Below are 14,247 nucleotides of genomic sequence, written 5' to 3'. Positions count from 1 at the left end.
GGTGAACCGCACCGTACGAAAGATCCCGTAGCAGCCGAAGGAGCCGAGCAGCGATGGTGGACGTCCCGCAGCTGGTGGAGCAGGCACGGCAGGGCCGGCCCCGGGCGGTGGCCCGGCTGATCTCCCTGGTGGAGGGCGCCTCCCCGCATCTGCGGGAGGTGATGGCCCAGCTCGCCCCGCTGACCGGGAACGCCTACGTCGTCGGGCTGACCGGCTCGCCCGGCGTCGGCAAGTCCACCACCACCTCGGCGCTGGTCACCGCGTACCGCAGGGCGGGCAGGCGGGTCGGGGTGCTGGCCGTCGACCCGTCCTCGCCGTTCTCCGGCGGGGCGCTGCTCGGCGACCGGATCCGGATGAGCGACCACGCCTCCGACCCCGGTGTCTACATCCGGTCGATGGCCACCCGCGGCCATCTGGGCGGCCTCGCCTGGGCGGCGCCGCAGGCGATCCGGGTGCTGGACGCGGCCGGGTGCGAGGTGATCCTCGTCGAGACGGTCGGCGTCGGGCAGTCCGAGGTGGAGATCGCCTCCCAGGCGGACACCAGCGTGGTGCTGCTGGCGCCGGGCATGGGCGACGGCATCCAGGCGGCGAAGGCCGGGATCCTGGAGATCGGCGACGTCTACGTGGTCAACAAGGCCGACCGGGACGGCGCCGACGCCACCGCCCGGGAGCTGAACCACATGCTCGGGCTGGGCGCCGCGCGGACGGCCGGGGACTGGCGGCCGCCGATCGTCAAGACCGTCGCGGCGCGCGCGGAGGGCGTCGACGAGGTGGTCGAGGCGCTGGAGAAGCACCGGGCGTGGATGGCGGAGCACGGCGTGCTGGCCCGGCGCCGCCACGCCCGCGCCGCCCAGGAGGTCGAGACCATCGCGGTCACGGCGCTGCGCGAACGGATCGGCGATCTCCACGGCGACCGGCGTCTGGAGGCCCTCGCGGACCGCATCGTCACGGGCGACTGCGATCCCTACCGCGCGGCGGACGAGCTGGTCGCGGGTCTGACGGGCAACTGACCCGCGCCACATGGCACCGGCCCCGGCTCCCGCACGCGGCGGGAGCCGGGGCCGTTCCGTGGGGCCCGGACGCTCAGTCGTCGTCGTGGTCGTCGTCCGCCGGGGCGGCGGACACCGCGGCGGTGCGCGGGTCGACGAGGGAGGTGTGCTCCCGGCCGTCCCGGGTGACCGTCTCGACCTCCCAGACGGCCCGGGCGTGGTCGTCCTCGAACTCCACCGACACCACGGTGGCCTGCCCCCGGGCGGCGGCGCGGGCGGCGGAGGCGGCGTCCACCGTGGTGCCCCGCAGCGCCGCCCGCGCCCGGTCCTGGCCGTGGGTGCCGCTGGTGTCGCGGTCGGTGTGGGAGCGCAGGAGGCGGGTGGTGAGCGGGTCGAGGGTGAGGTGGTGCCAGGCGCCGTCGCGGCCGAGGACATCGGCCTCCCAGACCAGCGCGCCGCGCTCCTCGTCCAGCTCGATCTCGGTGACCGTGCCCGGGACGGCCCGCAGGGCGGCCACCGCGGCCTGCGCGGCGTCGGTCTTCGCGCCGGTGGCCCGGGCGGCGTCCTTGCCCTCCCCGGCCTCCCGGCGGTCGCGTCCGCCGTCCGCCGCGGGGCCCTCGGCACCGGCGGTCGCCGCCAGCTGCGCGGCGGTCTGGGCGCCGGACTGCGGGCCGCCGGGGCCGCCGGTGTTGACGGCGACGGCGGTCGTGGCGCCCCCGGCGATGAGGACGGCGGCGGCGGTGGCGGCGAGGACGATGCGGCGCTTCATGGTGGTTGCTCCCCTGTGATCGGCGATGACCCCACCGTGGCAAAACCGAGCTGAAGCGGAGCTGAAGGACCCTGAAGAGCGCTTCAGGAACGGGGTGCGAAGCTGAACGCATGCCTGCTGACACGCCCGCGCGCCCGTTCCGCCTGCTCATCGTCGAGGACGAGAAACGGCTGGCCCGCGCGCTCGCCGGGGGGCTGCGCGCCGAGGGCTACACCGTCGACGTGGTCCACGACGGCACCGAGGGCCTGCGCCGCGCGAGCGAGGGCGTCCACGACCTGGTGGTGCTGGACATCATGCTGCCGGGCCTCAACGGCTACCGCGTCTGCGCCGCGCTGCGGGCCGCCGGGAGCGAGGTGCCGGTCCTGATGCTGACCGCCAAGGACGGCGAGTACGACGAGGCCGAGGGGCTCGACACCGGCGCCGACGACTATCTGACCAAACCGTTCTCGTACGTGGTCCTCGTCGCCCGGGTGAAGGCCCTGCTGCGGCGGCACGGGCGGACGGCCGCGCCGGTGCTGCGGGTCGGTTCGCTCACCGTCGACCAGGGCGCGCACACCGTGCTGCGGGACGGCGCCGAGGTGACGCTGACCGCCAAGGAGTTCGCCGTCCTGGAACAGCTCGCGCTCCGCGCCGGTGAGGTGGTCTCCAAGACCGAGATCCTCGACCACGTCTGGGACTTCGCCTACGAGGGCGACCTCAACATCGTCGAGGTCTACGTCAGCGCGCTCCGCCGCAAGCTGGGCGCCGACCACATCCGCACCGTGCGCGGCGCCGGGTACCGGCTGGTGACCGATGCGTGACGCCCTCGGCTCGGTCCGCGCCCGGGCGACGGCCGGGGCGACGCTGGTGGTGGCGCTGGCCCTGGTCCTGGCCGGGACGGCGCTGCTGCTGGTGCTGCGCGGCAACCTCCGCGCCCAGACCGACCTCCAGGCGGAGGTCGCCGCCCGCGCCGTCGCCGTCCGCATCGCCACCGGCTCCGTCCACGGCGATCTCCATCTGCCGGACGGCGACGACCGCCCGGTGGTGGTCACCGACGACGACGGCCGGTTGCTGGCCGTGGGCGACGACGTCGAGGAGGTCGACGGGAAACGGGTCGCGGACGGGCCCGACGGCGACGGCGGCGACGACGGGGCGGACGACGGCCACCACGGCGAGGTCGACGACGACGTGAAGGTGGCCGACGGCACCGCGACCGTCGACGGGCACCGCGCCGACTACCGCTTCGCGACCGTCGAGGCGGAGGACACCGCGGGCCGTAAGGCGGTGGTGCGCGCCGGGGCGCCGCTGGCGACGGCGCAGCAGGCGGTGGACTCGCTGCGCACCGCGATGCTGCTCGGCCTGCCGCTGTTGTTGCTGGTCGTGGCGGGCGTGACCTGGCTGGTGACCCGGCGGGCGCTGCGGCCGGTCGAGGGCATCCGGGGCGAGATGGCCGCGATCACCGCGAGCACGGACCTCAGCCGCCGGGTGCCGGTGCCCGCGGCGCGGGACGAGATCGGGCGGCTGGCGCGGACCACCAACGAGACGCTGGCGGCGCTGGAGGCATCCGTCGAACGGCAGCGCCGCTTCGTCGCCGACGCCTCCCACGAGCTGCGCAGCCCGATCGCCAGCCTCCGCACCCAGCTGGAGGTCGGCGCCGCCCACCCCGATCTGCTGGACGTGCCGGGCGCGGTCGAGGACACCGTACGGCTCCAGCAACTCGCCGCCGACCTGCTGCTGTTGGCCCGGCTGGACGCGGGGGAGCGGCCCGCGGGGGCGCCGGTCGCGCCGGCCGCGCTGGTGCGGGAGGAGACGTCGCAGCGGCCCGCCGACCGGATCGCGGTCACCGTCGGGCGGCTGGACGAGGCGGAGGTGACCGGCTCGCGCGGTCAGTTGGGCCGGGTGCTGGGCAATCTGCTGGACAACGCGCAGCGTCATGCGGCCACGTCGGTGCGGGTGGCGGTGGTGCGGGAGGGCGCCGAGGTGGTGCTGCGGGTCGACGACGACGGGCCGGGGGTGCCGCCCGGTGACCGTGAGCGGATCTTCGAGCGGTTCGTCCGGCTCGACGACGCGCGGGCGCGGGACGACGGCGGGGCCGGGTTGGGGCTCGCCATCGCCCGGGACGTGGCCGAGCGGCACGGTGGTTCGCTGCGGGTGCGCGAGGGCTCGGTCTTCGAGCTACGGCTGCCGGTGCTGCGCTGACCTGCGGGATCACCGGGTCGGCGGGCGGGGGCGGTGCCGGTGGGGGGGCCGTCGGGGCGGGGGTGGGCGCCGCCGGGCGGCCGCCGCCGCGGTCCGGGGCGCGGACCGCGGCGTGGGCTCAGAGGGCGCCGCGGTGCTCCCGCAGCTGGGCCGCGACCGGTCCCAGCGAGGAGTGCAGCTGCGCCAGGCCCTCCGGGGTGAAGAGGTCGATGAAGTGCCGGCGCACCGAGGCCACATGGTGCGGCGCGACCCGGCGCATGGTCTCCCAGCCCTCCTCGGTCAGGACGGCGTAGAGCCCGCGGCGGTCCGATTCGCAGTGCTCGCGGCGGACCAGACCGGCGTTCTCCATGCGGGTGATCTGGTGCGAGAGACGGCTCTTGGACTGCAGGGTGCTCGACGCGAGATCGCTCATCCGCATCCGGTGGCCCTCGGCCTCGGAGAGATTGACGAGGATCTCGTAGTCGTTGTTGGTCAGCCCGAACGGCTGGAGATCGCGCTCCAGTTGGTGCATCAGCAGTCGGCTGACGTCCAGATGGGTACGCCAGGCGCGCTGTTCCTGGTCGGTCAGCCAGGGGGTGTCGCTGTCGGTCGTCATGGATGAATTCTACCCGTAAAAGTTGAATGATGAAATAAATGCGGGTCGATCGGGCGAACCGCGCGGCGGTCGCCGGTACCGGCTCCCCGGGCCGGAAGTGGTGGCTCAGACGTTCGAGCTGCTCACCGTGCGCAGACTACCGTTCACAGCCCGAGACGTTGCTGGAGGCCACCGAGCGCACCCGGCAGTTGCGGCGCTTGTGAGCCACCCGCCCCGACCGGCGCCCCGGACCCCGGCACACCCGCCTCCGGCGTCACCTCACCCGTCGCCCGCTCCGCCATCAGCTGCTCCGTCGACTGCAACAGGACCGTACCCGCGCCCACGAACTCGAATTGGTGCTCCTCGCCCGACACCCCGCCCAGCCCGGTGTGCGCCCGGACCCCGCCGAGGAACCCCCGCAGGTACTGGTGGTCGTAGTGGTGGCACGGCGAGGGGCAGTCCGCCCAGCCGACGAGCGCCTGCGGGTCCACCCGGATCGGCGGCTCCGCGAAGACCACCGGACCGTTGGACGCGGCGACGAACGTGCCGGTGCCCAGCAGCGTCAGAAAGCCCGGAATGATCGACTGCTTCAGTGACAGAGATGGCTGAAACGCGAGCAGATTGCCGGAGCGAAGGGTGAGGTTGCCGTCGTCGAGATCGTAGGAGTTGACGTCGAACGCCCGGTCGGCGAGGACCATCTTCCCCCGGCCCTCGGCCACCACCCAGTCCGACGCGTGCAGCGGGGAGTGGAAACTCGTCGCGATCAGCCGCTCCAGCGGACCGTGCCCGATGCCGTGGAAGTCGATCGCGCCGTAGTACGCGATCATCTTCCCCTTCTGGAGGAACCACCGACCGTCCAGCTCCACCGAGAACGCGTACGGATTGACGTTGTCGTTCCGCGGCAGCGTGTGGACGTCGTGGATGACGGGTGTGCTCACAGCTTCTCCTCCGACGCCTGTACGTAGACCGTGCCCTGACCGGTCAGCTCCAGCTGGAACGCCTCGCCGGAGCCGCGGCCCACCATCTCCCGCCAGCCGAGCGCGGCGGAGAGCCTGTTGCGCACCTCGCCGCGGTGGGCGACGTACGCCTGCGGGTCGACGTGGACCGGCCGCTGCGGGCCGATCGGCAGCTCGATGACGCCGCCGTGGGCCATCACCGCCGCCGAGCCGTGGCCCTCCAGCGTGGTGGTGAACAGGCCCTGGCCGGTGACCTGGCCGCGGACCATGCCCATCACGCCGCCCTGCGAGCCCATGAACATCGTGCCCTGGCGCAGCGAGCCGTCGAACGCCAGCAGCCGATCGGCCTCGACGTAGAGGGTCTCGCCGGTGAGATCGATGACCTGCACATGGTGACCGCCGTGGCCGAACATCACCGTGCCGTCGCCCTCCACCGTCATCAGCGGGGTGGCCTCGTTGGCCAGCCGTCGGCCGATCATCGAGCCGATGCCGCCCTGACCGCCCTGGATGTTCGGGGTGAAGGAGACCGCGCCGCGGTAGGCGAGCATCGCGCCGCGCTGGCTGAACATCCGCGCACCGGGCGTGATCCGCGCCTCGACCATGCGGGAGTTGAGAGGGGTGAACGGCATCAGACCTCACCGCCGAGGGTGTTGCGCTCGCTGGGCTGGACGTACACCAGTCCCTCGCCCTCGAAGCGGATCTGGAACGCCTCGCCGGATCCCTCGCCCAGGAACGTGCGGAAGTTCACCCCGGACTGGAAGTGCTGCTTGAGGTCGCCGGTGTGCGCGATGTACGCGCCCGGGTCGACCTGGAGCGGATACTCCCGGGTGACCCGCAACACCACCGCCTGCCCGTCGGAGAGCAGCGCCGCCTGGCCGGTGCCCTCCACGGTCGTGGTGAACAGGCCGTTGCCCTGCGAGGCACCGCGCAACCCGGTGAAGGTGGTGCCGGTGCGCAGCGCGGCGTCCGTGCACAGCAGGTTGCTCGCCTCCACGTACAGCTTCTCGCCGTGCAGCTGCACCAGATTGATCTCGCTCGCGTGATCGGCGAAATAGCAGGTGCCCTGCCCCTTCACCTCCATGACCGCCATCTGCTCACCGGTCAGCCGCCGGGTCACCATCCCGCGCAGTCCCTCACCCCCTCCGGTCTTCTTCTTGAACGACATCTGTCCCTCGTACGCGACCATCGCGCCGTTCTTCGCCTTGACGGCGTCGCCCGACATGTCGACGGCAAGCACCTTGCTCCCGTGGAGCCGAAACTGAGCCACGTCCCAGACGGTAGCCGCAGGGTCACCCGCCGCGGGAGGTCCACCGACCCCTGAACCGCTCGGGGTTCCCCCTGGTCCGTCCCGGACGGCGGCGGCCGTTCCTCCCCTACGGGTCGCCGCCCGGCCCCCGGCGCGGTGGTTCCGGGCGCGGCTGTAACAATGGACGACAGGCTTGTGAACCCTTGCACAAGCGCTTTCCCCCCTCCGCCTGCCGCCCCTGCCACCCGAACGAGGTTCCCGTGGACATCAAGACCGCCGCCGCACTCCACCGGCTCCGACTGATCTCCGCCCCCGAGGCGATCTCCTTCCTCCTGCTGCTGTGCTGCTCGGTCCTCAAGCGCACCACCAGCTTCGACGGCGTCATGGTCATGGGCATGGTCCACGGCGTGCTGTTCATCCTGTACGTCGTCTTCTGGCTGGACGCCTGGAACCGCACCAAGTGGGACCTGAAGACCGCCGCCCTGTACTTCGTCCTCTCGGTGCTGCCGACCGGCGGTTTCTTCGCCGAGCGCAAGCTCAAGCGCGAGGCCGAGAGCTCGGTCATCGCCGCCCGCGCCCGCCGGGAAGGCACGGTCAACGCATGATCGTCGCCTTCTCGGTCAGCCCGCTGGGCGTGGGCGAGGACGTCGGCGAGTACGTCGCCGACGCCGTCCGCGTCGTCCGCGAGTCCGGCCTGCCGAACCGCACCGACGCCATGTTCACCTCGATCGAGGGCGAGTGGGACGAGGTGATGGACGTCGTCAAGCGCGCCGTCGCCGCCGTCGAGGCCCGCGCGGGCCGGGTCTCCCTGGTCCTCAAGGCCGACCTCCGGCCGGGCGTCACCGACGGCCTGACCTCGAAGGTCGCCACCGTCGAGCGCCACCTCGCCGCCGACGCCGCCCCGGCGGACGGCGCCACCCCGGCCTGACCCCGCACCACCCCGGGCCCCGCAGCGGCGCCCCACGGCCCGTCCGGCCGCCACCCCTCCCGTACGGGACGGACCGGCGGCCGGACGGGCCGTTCGCCTGCGGGGGAGCGGGCCGGTCGACCGAATCCCGAGACGCCTCCGACCGGTATATGACCGCCCGATAGGGTCGACGGCGTGCCGAAGCCGCTCAGTCTTGCTTTCGATCCCATCGCGCGCGCCGATGAACTCTGGCAGCAGCGCTGGGGAGCCGTGCCGTCGATGTCCGCGATCACCTCGATCATGCGGGCCCACCAGATCCTGCTCTCCGAGGTGGACGCGGTGGTCAAGCCGTACGGGCTGACCTTCGCGCGCTACGAGGCGCTGGTGCTGCTGACCTTCTCGAAGGCGGGCGAGCTGCCGATGTCGAAGATCGGCGAGCGGCTGATGGTCCACCCGACCTCGGTCACCAACACCGTCGACCGGCTGGTCAAGTCCGGTCTGGTCGCCAAGCGGCCCAACCCCAACGACGGCCGCGGCACCCTCGCCACCATCACCGACAAGGGCCGCGAGGTGTGCGACGCCGCCACCCGCGACCTGATGGGGATGGACTTCGGTCTGGGCGCCTACGACGCCGAGGAGTGCGCGGAGATCTTCGCCATGCTCCGCCCGCTGCGGGTCGCCGCGGGCGACTTCGCCGAGGACTGACCGGCCCGCCCGCCGCGCTCCGCCCGGTGGCCCCGCCGCCCGCCGCCACGCCACGGGGGCGGCGAAGATCGCCCCGGACGGTCCGGTTACGCTCGGGGCATGAAGCCCAGTGTCCTGACCCGCTACCGGGTGATGGCCTACGCCACCGCCGTGATGCTCCTCGTCCTGTGCGCCTGCATGGTGGCCAAGTACGGCTTCGGTGCGGGCAAGGACCTCACCCTCGCCGTCTCCCAGATCCACGGCGTGCTCTTCATCATCTACCTCGTCTTCGCCTTCGACCTGGGCTCCAAGGCGAAGTGGAAGTTCGGCAAGCTGCTGTGGGTGCTGGTCGCCGGGACCATCCCGACCGCGGCGTTCTTCGTCGAGCGCCAGGTCGTCGCCGAGATCCGCCCGCAGCTCCAGGACACCGCGCCGCAGCCGGTCAAGGTCTGACCGCGCCGCACCCCTTCCGCGCCACGCGCCCTCCCCACCCGGGGACGGGCGCGTTCGTGCTGTTCGGGGCAGGCGCGGAGCCCGTAGGGGAGAAATCCGGGGAGTGATCGGGGGGACACGGCAGGCGCTTGCCATCGACAAGTACTAGGACGTCCTAGTAAATTCTCGGGTATGGACGCCGACGCGATCGAAGAGGGCCGCCGTCGCTGGCAGGCCCGGTACGACTCCGCCCGTAAGCGCGATGCGGACTTCTCCACACTCTCGGGCGATCCCGTGGAGCCCGTCTACGGCCCGCGCCCCGGCGACACCGTCGACGGCTTCGAGCGGATCGGCTGGCCCGGCGAGTACCCCTTCACCCGCGGGCTGTACCCGACCGGCTACCGGGGCCGCACCTGGACCATCCGCCAGTTCGCCGGGTTCGGCAACGCCGAGCAGACCAACGAGCGGTACAAGATGATCCTGGAGGCGGGCGGTGGCGGCCTCTCCGTCGCCTTCGACATGCCGACGCTGATGGGCCGCGACTCCGACGAGCCGCGCTCCCTCGGCGAGGTCGGCCACTGCGGCGTCGCCATCGACTCCGCCGCCGACATGGAGATCCTCTTCCGGGACATCCCGCTCGGCGACGTCACGACCTCGATGACGATCAGCGGCCCCGCCGTCCCCGTCTTCTGTATGTACCTCGTCGCCGCCGAACGCCAGGGCGTCGACCCCGCCGTCCTCAACGGCACCCTCCAGACGGACATCTTCAAGGAGTACATCGCCCAGAAGGAGTGGCTCTTCCCGCCCGAGCCGCATCTGCGGCTGATCGGCGACCTCATGGAGCACTGCGCGGCGAAGATCCCCGCGTACAAGCCGCTCTCCGTCTCCGGCTACCACATCCGCGAGGCCGGGGCGACGGCCGCGCAGGAGCTGGCGTACACCCTCGCCGACGGCTTCGGCTACGTCGAGCTGGGCCTCAGCCGCGGCCTGGACGTCAACACCTTCGCGCCGGGCCTCTCCTTCTTCTTCGACGCGCACCTCGACTTCTTCGAGGAGATCGCCAAGTTCCGCGCCGCGCGCCGCATCTGGGCCCGCTGGATGCGCGACGTCTACGGCGCGACCAGCGAGAAGGCCCAGTGGCTGCGGTTCCACACCCAGACCGCCGGGGTCTCGCTCACCGCCCAGCAGCCGTACAACAACGTCGTCCGCACCGCCGTCGAGGCGCTCGCCGCGGTCCTCGGCGGCACCAACTCCCTGCACACCAACGCCCTCGACGAGACCCTGGCGCTCCCCAGCGAACAGGCCGCCGAGATCGCGCTCCGCACCCAGCAGGTGCTGATGGAGGAGACCGGCGTCGCCAACGTCGCCGACCCGCTGGGCGGTTCCTGGTTCATCGAGCAGCTCACCGACCGGATCGAGGCCGACGCCGAGAAGATCTTCGAACGGATCAAGGAGCGCGGCGCCCGGGCCGTCCCGGACGGACGGCACGCCATCGGCCCGATCACCTCCGGCATCCTGCGCGGCATCGAGGACGGCTGGTTCACCGGCGAGATCGCCGAATCCGCCTTCCGCTACCAGCAGTCCCTGGAGAAGGGCGACAAGAAGGTCGTCGGCGTCAACTGCGCCCACGGTTCGGTCACCGGCGATCTGGAGATCCTCCGCGTCAGCCACGAGGTCGAACGCGAACAGGTCCGCACCCTCACCGCCCGCAAGGCCGCCCGCGACGACGCCCGCGTCACCGCCTCCCTCGACGCGATGCTCGCCGCCGCCCGCGACGGCGGCAACATGATCGAACCGATGCTGGCGGCGGTCCGCGCCGAAGCCACCCTCGGCGAGATCTGCGACGCCCTGCGCGACGAGTGGGGCGTCTACACGGAACCGGCGGGGTTCTGACGACCGGACCCGGCGGGACGGCGGCGCCGCCCGCGCTCCCGCCGGGCAAGGGCCACCCCCGCCCATGACCAGGCGTTCTCCCGGAACTTCGGGGTAGGTGCAGGCAGTTGTGTGCCCCTCGTCGTACCGGGAGAACGCGTGAAGAGAACAGTCCGTACCGTGTGTGCCGCCTCCGCCGCCGTGCTCGCGGCGGTGTTGCTGGGCGGGTCCGCCGTGGCGAGCGCCGCACCGTCCGCGCCGGAGGGGGCGGGCGGCCGACCGGCCCGCGTCCAGGACGACTTCGACCCGCTCGGGCCCGGTGTGCACGCCGCCCGCCTCGCCTCCGGGCGCACCGCGCACTACATCGACGACGGTCCGCAGGGCGGCCGCCCGGTGCTCTTCATCGGCGGTACGGGCACCAGCGCCCGCGCCGCCCACATGACCGACTTCTTCCGCTCCACCCGCGAGTCGCTGGGGCTGCGGCTGATATCCGTCGAACGCAACGGCTTCGGCGACACCGCCTACGACCCGCGGCTGGGCAAGGCCGACTTCGCCGAGGACGCCCTCGCGGTCCTCGACCGCCTCGGCATCCGCAAGGTCTCCGTGATCGCCATCTCCGGCGGTGGCCCGTACGCCGCCGAACTGGCCGCGCGGGCCCCGCAGCGTATCCAGGCGCTGCATCTGGCCGCCGCCCTGCCGCCCTACGGGGCCCGGCCCGCCTACTGCGGCCTGTCGGACAAGCAGCTGACCGCCGCCGTCAAGGACCAGATCACCGACCCGCGCGTCTGGTGGGCGTTCCCCGACGACAGCCCGGTGAAGCGGATCCCCGGCTTCGCCGACACCGCGTACGAGGAGGGCGCCCGCACCTACAACCAGCGCGGGCAGCAGGCCGATCCGGCGCCCCAGGTCCATGAGCAGCGGCTCTACTGCGAGCGGCCCGGCCCGGACCTGTCGAAGCTGACCGCGCCGGTCCACCTCTACAGCGGCAAGAAGGACACCACCGTGCCGCCCGCCACCCTCGCCGACTGGCGCCGCCATCTGCCGACCGCGCCGGTGGTGCGCTCGTACGCGGACACCGGGCACGACGTGCAGTACCGCCACTGGGACCAGATCCTGGTCGACCTCGCGGGCCACGGCGACCGCACCGTCATCTGTCACCGCGGCCACAGCGCCATGGCCCCGGCGGCGGAAGCCCGTCGGCTCCTCGCGAAGGGGAAGGCCACGGAGGGCAGTTGCGCCTGGCAGAAGAAGTAACGGGCGGCGGGGCGGGGACGGGACCGGCCCTGCGGGCCCCGGCCTCGCCCCTTCAGCCCAGCCCCGCCAGCCCGGCCAGCCCCGTCAGCACGACGGTGGCGAGGCGGCGGGCCCAGACGGTGTCGACCGGTTCCGCGGAGACCAGGGTGCGGTGGACGACGGTGCCGGCGATGACGTCGAAGATCAGGCCCACCGTCTCCGCCGCGGCGCGGGCGCCGTCGTGGTCGGGCGGGTCCGGGGGGAGTTCGCCGCGGTCCTGGGCGCGTTCGCGGCCCAGGATCACCAGGCCCATCTGCCGGTCGACGATGGCGGTACGGATGCGCTCGCGCAGCGCCGCGTCGGCGGTCGACTCGGCGACCACCGCCATCAGCGCCGTCTTCGTCTCCGGCCGCTCCAGCAACCGGCCGAACTGCAGCACCACGTCCTCGATGTCGGCCTGGAGGCTGCCGCGGTCGGGGAGTTCCAGTTCGTCGAAGAGGACCGCGACGGCGTCGACGACCAGCTCGTTCTTGTTGGCCCAGCGCCGGTAGAGCGTCGTCTTGGCGACCCCGGCGCGGGCGGCGACATCGCCCATGGTGAACCGGCCCCACCCCAGATCGACCAGGGCGGCCCGAGCCGCGTCGAGGATCGCGCGGTCGGTCTCGACGCTGCGCGGGCGGCCCGTGCGGCGCTTCCGGGGGCAGGAGTACGGCATGCGGGCGACCATACCGGCCGGTAGCTCCGCTGCTCCTGGTGAGGCAGATCACGGTGGCGGCTGCCCGGCGGGGGTGTCGCCGCGGGGCGACCGGTAGTTACGCTACGGGTCGTAGCGTAAGAGCGACGATCACATCGGCCCGGGTGGGGACCCGCGGCCACGCAGGGGCCCCGCGAGGGGCCGGAAGCGGGCGCCAGGCCCGGCCGTGCACCGCATCCCGGCGGAGTGTACGGACGGCCGGAGCACCCGGGAAGAGGGTCCGGTGCGGCCCTCGGGCCGGATTTTCGGCATCGCTTTCCGGAACGGGTCGTTCAGGGGGGAGGATGGACCCATGCAGCCACGCAACATGTCCATGAGCGGAGTCGTCGACCTCGCAGCGGTGAAGGCCGCCGGGGAGGCGAAGCAGAAGGCCGAGCAGGCGCGCGCCGAGGCGGCGCGCACGGGCGTGACGCCCGCCGCCGGTACCCCCTTGGTGATCAACGTCGACGAGGCGGGGTTCCAGCAGGACGTCCTGCAGCGCTCCACCGAAGTGCCGGTCGTCCTCGACTTCTGGGCCGAATGGTGCGAGCCGTGCAAGCAGCTGGGCCCGCTGCTGGAGCGGCTGGCCGGTGAGTACGCCGGGAAGTTCGTCCTCGCCAAGGTCGATGTCGACGCCAACCAGATGCTCTTCCAGCAGTTCGGTGTGCAGGGCATTCCCGCCGTCTTCGCCGTCGTCGCCGGGCAGCCCATCCCGCTGTTCCAGGGCGCGGCCCCCGAGGCGCAGATCCGCCAGGTGATCGACCAGCTGATCCAGGCCGCCGAGCAGCAGTTCGGCATCGTCGGCGCCCCCGTCGCCCCGCAGGACGGGGAGGCGCCGGAGCCCGCCGAGGTTCCGGCCGGTCCGTACGACGCCGCGCTGGCCGCCGCCGGTGCCGCGCTGGACGCCGGGGATCTGGGCGGTGCGGTGCAGGCGTACAAGAACGTCCTCTCCGACGACCCCGCCAACCCCGAGGCGAAGCTCGGTCTCGCCCAGGCCGAACTGCTGCGCCGGGTGCAGGACCTGGTCCCCGCCGAGGTGCGACGGGCCGCCGCGGACGATCCGGCCGATGTGCAGGCGCAGATCCGCGCCGCCGATCTCGACCTCGTCGGCGGTCATGTCGAGGACGCCTTCGGCCGTCTCGTCGACACGGTCAAGCGCTCCGCCGGTGACGACCGGGAGGCCGCGCGGGTGCGGCTGCTGGAGCTGTTCGAGGTGATCGGTACGGACGATCCGCGGGTCGTCTCGGCGCGTACCGCGCTGGCCCGGGTGCTTTTCTGACGGTCCCCCGGAGGGGCGCCCGCGGAGCGGGGCGTCCACCGGACGGGTGAAACGATCAGCGGCCACGCTTTACCAAATCTTGGTAATCGTGGCCGCTGTTACTCGCAGTAAGTCCCGCGGGGTGATGTATCGGCGTATGGCCGGAATTGCCCCGCATTTCCGGGTCGAGCGCGGCGACGCTGTGTGCCCGCGCGATATCGCTCGGTCGCACCCCGGCGATCTGCCCGTTACCCGCAAGTAACGAACCCCTTGTGCGGCGGCGTGGAATGCACCACGATCGGCCACGCTCGGTCCATTCCCGTAGTCCGGCAGCCAGCCGATACCACGGGCAGATGGGTCCCCACCGAGTGGGTCGGCGGCCCCTGTTGCCGACCGTGGGCAGGGGGGTCCCGGCC

The 14,247-nt window shown here is 72.6% G+C and carries 16 protein-coding genes; 10 read left to right on the top strand and 6 right to left on the bottom strand.

Features of this window, described 5'->3' with window-relative positions; all coding sequences use genetic code 11:
- Positions 1–53 precede the first annotated feature (53 nt).
- Complete coding sequence (gene meaB / locus IF23_RS0106225) at positions 54–1,010, top strand: methylmalonyl Co-A mutase-associated GTPase MeaB (RefSeq protein WP_030280669.1); 957 nt, start codon at positions 54–56, stop codon at positions 1,008–1,010.
- Between the two features lie 73 nt (positions 1,011–1,083).
- On the opposite strand, the gene IF23_RS0106220 is transcribed toward meaB, so the two are convergent.
- A complete protein-coding gene (locus tag IF23_RS0106220; RefSeq protein WP_030280667.1) occupies positions 1,084–1,758 on the bottom strand; it encodes a PepSY domain-containing protein in 675 nt (224 codons plus the stop codon).
- 110 nt (positions 1,759–1,868) lie between these two features.
- Between IF23_RS0106220 and IF23_RS0106215 the strand changes: the two genes are divergently transcribed.
- On the top strand, positions 1,869–2,558 hold the full coding sequence (locus IF23_RS0106215; protein WP_030280666.1) for a response regulator transcription factor: 690 nt from the start codon (positions 1,869–1,871) through the stop codon (positions 2,556–2,558).
- On the top strand, positions 2,551–3,936 hold the full coding sequence (locus tag IF23_RS0106210; protein WP_030280664.1) for a sensor histidine kinase: 1,386 nt from the start codon (positions 2,551–2,553) through the stop codon (positions 3,934–3,936). Before IF23_RS0106215 ends, IF23_RS0106210 begins: the two co-directional genes overlap by 8 nt.
- A 118-nt stretch (positions 3,937–4,054) precedes the next feature.
- Here IF23_RS0106210 and IF23_RS0106205 read toward each other — a convergent pair whose 3' ends face one another.
- From IF23_RS0106205 to IF23_RS0106190, 4 genes are all read right to left on the bottom strand, one after another.
- On the bottom strand, positions 4,055–4,531 hold the full coding sequence (locus IF23_RS0106205) for a MarR family winged helix-turn-helix transcriptional regulator (protein ID WP_030280663.1): 477 nt from the start codon (positions 4,529–4,531) through the stop codon (positions 4,055–4,057).
- A gap of 143 nt (positions 4,532–4,674) precedes the next feature.
- Positions 4,675–5,448 (bottom strand): AIM24 family protein, encoded by a 774-nt coding sequence (locus IF23_RS0106200; RefSeq protein WP_030280661.1) that lies wholly within the window; start codon positions 5,446–5,448, stop codon positions 4,675–4,677.
- Positions 5,445–6,095, bottom strand: coding sequence for an AIM24 family protein (locus IF23_RS0106195; protein WP_030280659.1), 651 nt, complete (start codon positions 6,093–6,095; stop codon positions 5,445–5,447). The genes IF23_RS0106200 and IF23_RS0106195 overlap by 4 nt, the downstream gene beginning before the upstream one ends.
- Entirely contained in the window at positions 6,095–6,733 is a 639-nt protein-coding gene (locus IF23_RS0106190) for an AIM24 family protein (protein ID WP_078653823.1), read from the bottom strand. The genes IF23_RS0106195 and IF23_RS0106190 overlap by 1 nt, the downstream gene beginning before the upstream one ends.
- A 239-nt stretch (positions 6,734–6,972) precedes the next feature.
- On the opposite strand from IF23_RS0106190, the gene IF23_RS0106185 reads away from it, so the two are divergent.
- The 6 genes from IF23_RS0106185 (at position 6,973) to IF23_RS0106160 (ending at position 11,861) form a co-directional block, all read left to right on the top strand.
- A complete protein-coding gene (locus IF23_RS0106185; RefSeq protein ID WP_030280657.1) occupies positions 6,973–7,317 on the top strand; it encodes a DUF3817 domain-containing protein in 345 nt (114 codons plus the stop codon).
- Positions 7,314–7,640, top strand: a complete 327-nt coding sequence (locus IF23_RS0106180; protein ID WP_030280656.1) for an MTH1187 family thiamine-binding protein — start codon at positions 7,314–7,316, stop codon at positions 7,638–7,640. Before IF23_RS0106185 ends, IF23_RS0106180 begins: the two co-directional genes overlap by 4 nt.
- 174 nt (positions 7,641–7,814) lie before the next feature.
- The gene (locus IF23_RS0106175; RefSeq protein WP_030280655.1) at positions 7,815–8,324 is read left to right on the top strand and encodes a MarR family winged helix-turn-helix transcriptional regulator; all 510 of its coding nucleotides are present in this window, start codon (positions 7,815–7,817) and stop codon (positions 8,322–8,324) included.
- Between the two features lie 99 nt (positions 8,325–8,423).
- Complete coding sequence (locus IF23_RS0106170) at positions 8,424–8,756, top strand: DUF3817 domain-containing protein (RefSeq protein ID WP_030280652.1); 333 nt, start codon at positions 8,424–8,426, stop codon at positions 8,754–8,756.
- Positions 8,757–8,927: 171 nt separating this feature from the next.
- On the top strand, positions 8,928–10,628 hold the full coding sequence (gene icmA / locus IF23_RS0106165; protein ID WP_030280650.1) for a coenzyme B12-dependent isobutyryl-CoA mutase large subunit: 1,701 nt from the start codon (positions 8,928–8,930) through the stop codon (positions 10,626–10,628).
- A gap of 159 nt (positions 10,629–10,787) precedes the next feature.
- Positions 10,788–11,861, top strand: a complete 1,074-nt coding sequence (locus IF23_RS0106160) for an alpha/beta fold hydrolase (protein ID WP_245654908.1) — start codon at positions 10,788–10,790, stop codon at positions 11,859–11,861.
- 52 nt (positions 11,862–11,913) lie between these two features.
- On the opposite strand, the gene IF23_RS0106155 is transcribed toward IF23_RS0106160, so the two are convergent.
- The gene (locus IF23_RS0106155; RefSeq protein ID WP_245654907.1) at positions 11,914–12,555 is read right to left on the bottom strand and encodes a TetR/AcrR family transcriptional regulator; all 642 of its coding nucleotides are present in this window, start codon (positions 12,553–12,555) and stop codon (positions 11,914–11,916) included.
- Between the two features lie 331 nt (positions 12,556–12,886).
- On the opposite strand from IF23_RS0106155, the gene IF23_RS0106150 reads away from it, so the two are divergent.
- On the top strand, positions 12,887–13,852 hold the full coding sequence (locus IF23_RS0106150) for a tetratricopeptide repeat protein (RefSeq protein WP_030280646.1): 966 nt from the start codon (positions 12,887–12,889) through the stop codon (positions 13,850–13,852).
- The last annotated feature ends 395 nt before the right edge of the window (positions 13,853–14,247 follow it).

The organism is Streptomyces catenulae, from assembly GCF_000718015.1.
GTDB classification, from domain to species: Bacteria; Actinomycetota; Actinomycetes; order Streptomycetales; family Streptomycetaceae; genus Streptomyces; species Streptomyces catenulae.
The sequence above is the reverse complement of the archived record's forward strand: the minus strand, read 5'-3'. Positions and strand labels throughout refer to the sequence as shown.

Coding starts and splice junctions, on each gene's coding strand:
- meaB (WP_030280669.1), top strand. CDS start 54: ATGGTGGACGTCCCGCAGCTGGTGGAGCAGGCACGGCAGGGCCGGCCC.
- IF23_RS0106220 (WP_030280667.1), bottom strand. CDS start 1,758: ATGAAGCGCCGCATCGTCCTCGCCGCCACCGCCGCCGCCGTCCTCATC.
- IF23_RS0106215 (WP_030280666.1), top strand. CDS start 1,869: ATGCCTGCTGACACGCCCGCGCGCCCGTTCCGCCTGCTCATCGTCGAG.
- IF23_RS0106210 (WP_030280664.1), top strand. CDS start 2,551: ATGCGTGACGCCCTCGGCTCGGTCCGCGCCCGGGCGACGGCCGGGGCG.
- IF23_RS0106205 (WP_030280663.1), bottom strand. CDS start 4,531: ATGACGACCGACAGCGACACCCCCTGGCTGACCGACCAGGAACAGCGC.
- IF23_RS0106195 (WP_030280659.1), bottom strand. CDS start 6,095: ATGCCGTTCACCCCTCTCAACTCCCGCATGGTCGAGGCGCGGATCACG.
- IF23_RS0106180 (WP_030280656.1), top strand. CDS start 7,314: ATGATCGTCGCCTTCTCGGTCAGCCCGCTGGGCGTGGGCGAGGACGTC.
- IF23_RS0106170 (WP_030280652.1), top strand. CDS start 8,424: ATGAAGCCCAGTGTCCTGACCCGCTACCGGGTGATGGCCTACGCCACC.
- icmA (WP_030280650.1), top strand. CDS start 8,928: ATGGACGCCGACGCGATCGAAGAGGGCCGCCGTCGCTGGCAGGCCCGG.
- IF23_RS0106155 (WP_245654907.1), bottom strand. CDS start 12,555: ATGCCGTACTCCTGCCCCCGGAAGCGCCGCACGGGCCGCCCGCGCAGC.
- IF23_RS0106150 (WP_030280646.1), top strand. CDS start 12,887: ATGCAGCCACGCAACATGTCCATGAGCGGAGTCGTCGACCTCGCAGCG.